The sequence below is a fragment of the Halomonas qaidamensis genome, from assembly GCF_025917315.1.
GTDB lineage: Bacteria > Pseudomonadota > Gammaproteobacteria > Pseudomonadales > Halomonadaceae > Vreelandella > Vreelandella qaidamensis.
In genome coordinates, this window is the sequence record NZ_CP080627.1 from 3,766,401 (window position 1) to 3,772,457 (window position 6,057).

Here is a 6,057-nt window from a genome sequence, read left to right on the forward strand (position 1 = left end):
ATAAAGTAATTACCCTGAAGACTATCAAGGAGTGAGTGATGCGTATTTCTCGACTACTGACCCCGCTAGCGGCAGCCATTTTGTTAGCTGGCTGTGCTACCTCAGACCCTTATGGCGGTCAGACGCAGCGCTCTAGCACGGCGATGGGATCTGGCATTGGTGCTGCCATTGGCGCTGCTGCTGGTGCGCTGTCTGGTGATGGCAGTACTAGCCGTCGCGATCGTGCCTTAATTGGTGCGGCGGTGGGTGCGGCAGCGGGTGCCGGTGTGGGCGTTTACATGGATCGTCAGGAACAACAGCTGCGTGAAAATCTCCAGGGCTCACGCATTGAGATCGACCGTCGTGGTGACGATATTGTGCTTAATATGCCTAGTGGCGTTACCTTTGGTTTCGACTCAGCCGACCTTACCAGCGAAGCACGTAACTCACTTAACCAAGTAGCGAATGTACTGACCCAGTATCAGGATACTCGCGTCAACATTGCTGGCCACACCGATAGCACAGGTGATGCAAGTTATAACCAACGTCTATCTGAGCGTCGTGCCCAGTCTGTTGGTAATTATCTTAGCCAAAATGGCGTTTCATCTGCCCGATTAAACACCAGGGGATACGGTGCGAATCAGCCGGTGGCTAGTAATGACTCTGAACAGGGGCGTGCACAAAACCGCCGCGTTGAAATCACCTTGACTCCGACGGGAGATGGACAAGGCCAACGCTAACGATTTGTAACCTCGGCATTGCCGATAAACGCCCGCTATGCTCACATAGCGGGCTTTTTTCGATTCTCTGTTAGCGAGCGACTATGCTGTCTTACCAACACGCTTACCATGCCGGTAACTTTGCCGATGTGCAGAAACATTTGACGCTTTACGCAGTGGCTGAGTATTTATTACGTAAAAAAACTGCCATTACATATGTAGATACTCATGCGGGACGGGGTCTTTATCCCCTTAACACCAAAGAGACTCAGCGGCTTCAAGAGTACCGCGAGGGCATTTGGCCTCTATGGCAAGCACGTGGACAGCTAACGGACCCTTTACTAAACAGTTGGCTAACCACGTTGGGCACTGCCCAGTCCAATGCTTCCGAGCTAACCCATTATCCTGGTTCACCGTGGTGGCTTTCTCAGCCGCTGCGTGAGCAAGATCGCCTGACGCTATTTGAGCTTCACCCAGGTGAGCATGAGCACTTAAGCGCACAGTCGCTGTCTCCTCAGGCGCAACGAACCTATGGAGATGGCCTGGCAGGCTTGAGTGGGCTAGTGCCTGTTGCAACACCGCGTTTATGCGTGTTGATTGACCCTAGCTACGAACGTAAAGCGGAATATCTAGAGGTGGTTGATGCGGTGGCTTATAGCTTGGCAAAAGTGCGACATGCGGTGTTACTGGTGTGGTACCCATTGCTACCAGCAGGCAACCACCACTCGCTGCTAAATGGCTTGAGGGAAAGTGGCATCCGTAAAATTTGGCGCAGTGAGCTTCAACGTTATACGCCCAACGAGCAGAGCCATGGCATGTACGGTAGTGGAATGCTGGTGATTAACCCGCCCTGGGGATTAGATGAGCGTCTAGCGGCGGCAATGGGCCACCTTACGCCGCTGCTAGGCACTGACAGTGACTATCGATCAGAGTGGCTGGTAGGCGAATAGCTTGTTAGTCACTGCCTGTTATTGACCGAAGCAGATGATTATTTCCCGATACAAAAACTGCCAAAGATTTCGCCGAGCAGGTCGTCAGCGCTAAATTCACCGGTAATTTCGCCTAACGCCTGCTGAGCATCGCGCAAGTCTTCGGCTAGCAATTCCCCTGCACCGTAGCCATCTAGCTGGGCGCGTCCAGTTTCCAGCGCAATCATAGCGCGGTCTAAGGCGTCTAAATGACGACGACGGGCTGAGAATCGTCCTTCAGTAGTCGCAGAAAATCCCATGATGTCTTTTAAATGAGATTTTAAGTTATCCACACCCACACCCGTTTTCGCGGATAGCCTTATCGTTGGTGTGGTTGTGGATAAATCAATGCCAGCTTGTTCGGCACTTGTATCAATTTTATTTCGCACTAGCGTTAGACGCGTTTGATCGGGGAGTCTGGCGACAAATTCCGGCCAAATAGTCATAGGATCGGTCGCATCAGTCGTGGAGGCATCTACCAATAGCAGCACGCGGTCGGCTTTTTCTATCTCTTCCCAAGCGCGGGCAACGCCTATTTTCTCTACGGCATCGGGAGTATCGCGTAACCCTGCGGTGTCGATAATATGCAGTGGCATGCCATCAATATGAATATATTCCCTCAGCACGTCACGCGTGGTGCCAGCAATATCCGTCACAATGGCAGTATCTTGTTCGGTCAGTGCATTGAGCAAGCTAGACTTACCGGCATTAGGTCGTCCAGCAATCACCACACTCATTCCTTCGCGTAATAGTGCCCCTTGGCCTGCGGCTTTGCGTACCGCTGTCAGCGCTTGCTGAACGCTATCTAAACGGTTGGCGACGTGGCCATCGGCTAAAAAGTCGATTTCCTCCTCTGGGAAATCAATCGCCGCTTCGACGTAAACCCGCAGCTCAATGAGGCGTTCCACTAATGCCGAGATGCGCTGGGAAAACTCGCCCTGCAACGAGCGTACCGCATTTTCGGCAGCGGAACGGGAAGTGGCATCTATCAGATCGGCAATGGCTTCGGCCTGGGCCAGATCCAACTTGTCGTTTAGAAAGGCTCGTTCTGAAAATTCACCCGGGCGTGCTAGACGTGCACCAAGCTGTAGGCAGCGTTCAAGCAGCATATCCATAATGATTGGCCCGCCATGTCCTTGCAGTTCAAGCACGTCCTCGCCGGTAAATGAGTGAGGCCCGTTGAACAGTAGGGCTATGCCTTCATCAATAATGCTCTCAGCGGCGTGAAACGGGCCATAGTGAGCGTAACGAGGGGAAGGGCAGTGGCCAAGTATGGCGGTGGCAATATCGTGGCAGGCAGGACCTGACACGCGAATAATGCCAACACCGCCGCGGCCAGGAGGCGTTGCTAGAGCGGTAATGGTGTCTTGGGTGTAAAGTCGGTCGGCCATGGCGCTTCTCGTTGGTGTATGGCGAAGATTGTCGCGTTGTTCATCCTAAAACGCCAGACCCCCGCTAAGGCGGGGGTCTGGGAGTAGGAGAAGGGTGCGTGTTACTTGGTTCGCAACCCTTTGCCGACGTTCGGATCATTCTCAATATTACGCGTAATGAGGTACTGCTGCGCCACCGAGATGATGTTGTTGACGACCCAGTAGATAACTAGACCTGCTGGGAACCACAAGAAGAAGAAGGTGAAGATAATCGGCAACATCTTCATAATCTTCGCCTGCATGGGATCGGGCGGTGTTGGGTTCAGCATCTGCTGAACGAACATCGAGATCCCCATCAGAATTGGCAAGATAAAGTACGGATCTTTCACTGACAAATCTTGAATCCAGAATATGAACGGTGCATGGCGCAGTTCAACAGATTCAAGCAGCATCCAATAAAGGGCAATGAACACTGGCATCTGGACAAGGATCGGTAAACAGCCACCCAAAGGATTAATCTTTTCCTTCTGGTAGAACTTCATCATCTCTTGAGACATTTTCTGGCGATCATCGCCATACATCTCTTTGAGACGCTGCATTTCCGGACCAAGCTTACGCATGCGCGCCATTGACTTGTAGGCTTTAGCAGATAGCGGGAACAGCACCAATTTCACTAGTACGGTCAGTAAGACAATCGACCAACCCCAGTTGCCAACGATGTCGTGGATCTTGTCCAGCAACCAGAACAGCGGGTTGGCGATAAACCACAGCCAACCATAATCGACGGTTAAGCGTAAGTTGGGAGCGACTTGCTCAAGGTAATCTTGAACTTTGGGCCCCATGTACAGCGTTGCGCTTAGCGTTGCCTCGCCATTAGCGGCCACACTGCTCGTGGGGCCAGCAAATGCTACGACATTACGATCACGTGAATCGGTAGTGACATAGTAAAGGTTTTGCTGATCCTGAGCAGGCGCCCAGGCAGACACAAAGTAGTGTTGGATAATGGCAATCCAACCACCTTGAGCTTCACGGTTTTCAAAGTTACGGCTCTGAATAGCATCAAAGTCGATCTTTTCATACCGTGCGTCTGGAGTAGAGTAAGCAGCCCCAAGATAGGAATTCATGCCCATGGCAACGCCACTAGAGGGATCGGGGCTGTTATCGCGGGCAAGTTGACCTATAAAGCGTGCGCTAACCGGTGATTCGGTGTTATTAGCTAAATAGTAGCTAACGTTGACCGCGTAGTTGCCGCGTTCAAACGTCAGGCGCTTAATAACTTCGACGCCGTTAACTTCCGCTGTTAAATCAACACTTAGCTGCTCTTCATTGTTACCTAAGCGGTACTCGGTACGCTCGGGCGTGAAGGCAATGCGGCTAGCCTGACCGTCCAGTTGAAGACCTGAACGGGCGACGTAGCTGCGTGATGAGTTATCAGAAAGCAATACGTAGTTACGATCTGAGTCCAGCGTTAACTTATGCTGCGGTAGGGCGGCGTACACGATATCGCCACCGTGCGGGTCAATACGCACGTCGAGAACATCGGTTGTAACAGCAATAAAGTCTCGGCTTGATGCGTTGCTTTCCATTTCCCCAGGCATACCTTCACTAATGGCATTCTGAGGAGCTGACGAGCTTGGCACCGATAAATCATCGCTATCATTACTATTGATAGGTGAGCCGTTGCTGCTTTGGGTAATCTCAGGCGTCGAATCGACGCTTGTTTGCCCATAATCCTGATTCCACTGTACAACCAATAGATAGGCAAGTACTGCCAGTGGAATCAGTAATAAAAGTCGTTTTACGTCCATGAGGGTTCTGCCCGATGGGTGGTGAACATGCTAATGGCGCAGTGTCATCTACTCGACCTCATTTACTCGACCCATGACACACGAAAGCCTGCCAGGCGGCAGGCCGAGGTCGAGCGGCGAGGTGTGTCGTCAAGCGTCACGTGTTACGCCATTAGGCGGGGAAGATACAGACACCGCCTGTGCGTCTCTCTGAAGCCGTTTCCACATGCCATTTAACTGGCGTGTAAGCGTTTCGTTGTCGATATCTTGAACGCCGCGTTTTGCCAATATCACAATATCCACAGAGGGCAAGTGATCTTGGCGGAGACGAACAGACTCTCTAACAAGTCGCTTAAAGCGGTTGCGATCAACAGCGAGCTTCACATTTTTTTTGCTGACCACCAGTCCAACGCGGGGGTGACCCCGGGTACTCAAACGCGCTAACGCCATCATACCTTTGCCATGAACCTTCAGGTCTGCTTGTTCAAACACGTGACTAAAATCCCCAGCGTTTAGCAAACGTAAGCACCGGGGAAAGCCTTGATGCGGCACACGCAATTCGAGATCAGGCGCTCAGACGCTTGCGGCCTTTGGCGCGACGGCGTGCAATAACAGCACGGCCATTTTTGGTTGCCATACGAGCACGGAAGCCATGCGCGCGCTTGCGCTTGAGAACGCTGGGTTGAAAAGTGCGTTTCATAACTCGTTATTCCCACGTGGTTTAGGACGGAAAGTGAATTCCAAAACACCCGGTCCAGTGAGGAACTAGCCGGGGAGTTTTAATTCAAGACCGGAAATTGTAGAGACTTCCCGCGTCAGGTGCAATTTTTCCTTGCATAAAAAGCATGAAAAAGGCAATGGCGGTTGTTTGTATACGTTTAGCATTGCTTCTTACTATGAATCTATTATTACTAAGGAAGTTATTTAAAACCTACTGTTATTAATAGTGGGGATACTAATTGTGGATAAGCTATTTTAGCTTATTTTTATCAAGAGCTTAAAATCATAAAAAATCTGTGCATAACCTTCGGATAAGCCTTAAATAAACTGTTAATTAGGTGTGCTCAACAGGTTATAAAATACATCAAAACAGGTTTGTGCTTGATCGATTACCAGCTTTTCCCTATATCTCATGAGTAGTTGTCCACAGGGCAAAAAGAGGCTTGAGTGCGTGTGGATAACCGCTCCGTTGGGCGCTACAATGGTCGGCCGTTTTCAACCGATGGTGAGATGA

The 6,057-nt window shown here is 50.9% G+C and carries 6 protein-coding genes; 2 read left to right on the forward strand and 4 right to left on the reverse strand.

Annotated elements, in window-relative coordinates:
* Nucleotides 1–38: 38 nt before the first annotated feature.
* Nucleotides 39–719 (forward strand): OmpA family protein, encoded by a 681-nt coding sequence (locus K1Y77_RS17010; protein ID WP_030071646.1) that lies wholly within the window; start codon nt 39–41, stop codon nt 717–719.
* A gap of 83 nt (nt 720–802) precedes the next feature.
* Nucleotides 803–1,648, forward strand: coding sequence for a 23S rRNA (adenine(2030)-N(6))-methyltransferase RlmJ (locus K1Y77_RS17015; RefSeq protein ID WP_264429689.1), 846 nt, complete (start codon nt 803–805; stop codon nt 1,646–1,648).
* 38 nt (nt 1,649–1,686) lie between these two features.
* On the opposite strand, the gene mnmE is transcribed toward K1Y77_RS17015, so the two are convergent.
* The 4 genes from mnmE to rpmH form a co-directional block, all read right to left on the reverse strand.
* Nucleotides 1,687–3,057 (reverse strand): tRNA uridine-5-carboxymethylaminomethyl(34) synthesis GTPase MnmE, encoded by a 1,371-nt coding sequence (gene mnmE / locus K1Y77_RS17020; RefSeq protein ID WP_264019061.1) that lies wholly within the window; start codon nt 3,055–3,057, stop codon nt 1,687–1,689.
* Nucleotides 3,058–3,158: 101 nt separating this feature from the next.
* Nucleotides 3,159–4,844 carry a membrane protein insertase YidC gene (yidC, locus tag K1Y77_RS17025; RefSeq protein WP_030071653.1) on the reverse strand — a complete coding sequence of 562 codons (1,686 nt, stop codon included), beginning with the start codon at nt 4,842–4,844 and terminating at the stop codon, nt 3,159–3,161.
* A gap of 129 nt (nt 4,845–4,973) precedes the next feature.
* Complete coding sequence (gene rnpA / locus K1Y77_RS17030) at nt 4,974–5,375, reverse strand: ribonuclease P protein component (protein WP_030071655.1); 402 nt, start codon at nt 5,373–5,375, stop codon at nt 4,974–4,976.
* A 13-nt stretch (nt 5,376–5,388) separates the two neighbouring features.
* Complete coding sequence (rpmH, locus tag K1Y77_RS17035) at nt 5,389–5,523, reverse strand: 50S ribosomal protein L34 (RefSeq protein WP_009723348.1); 135 nt, start codon at nt 5,521–5,523, stop codon at nt 5,389–5,391.
* Between the last annotated feature and the right edge of the window lie 534 nt (nt 5,524–6,057).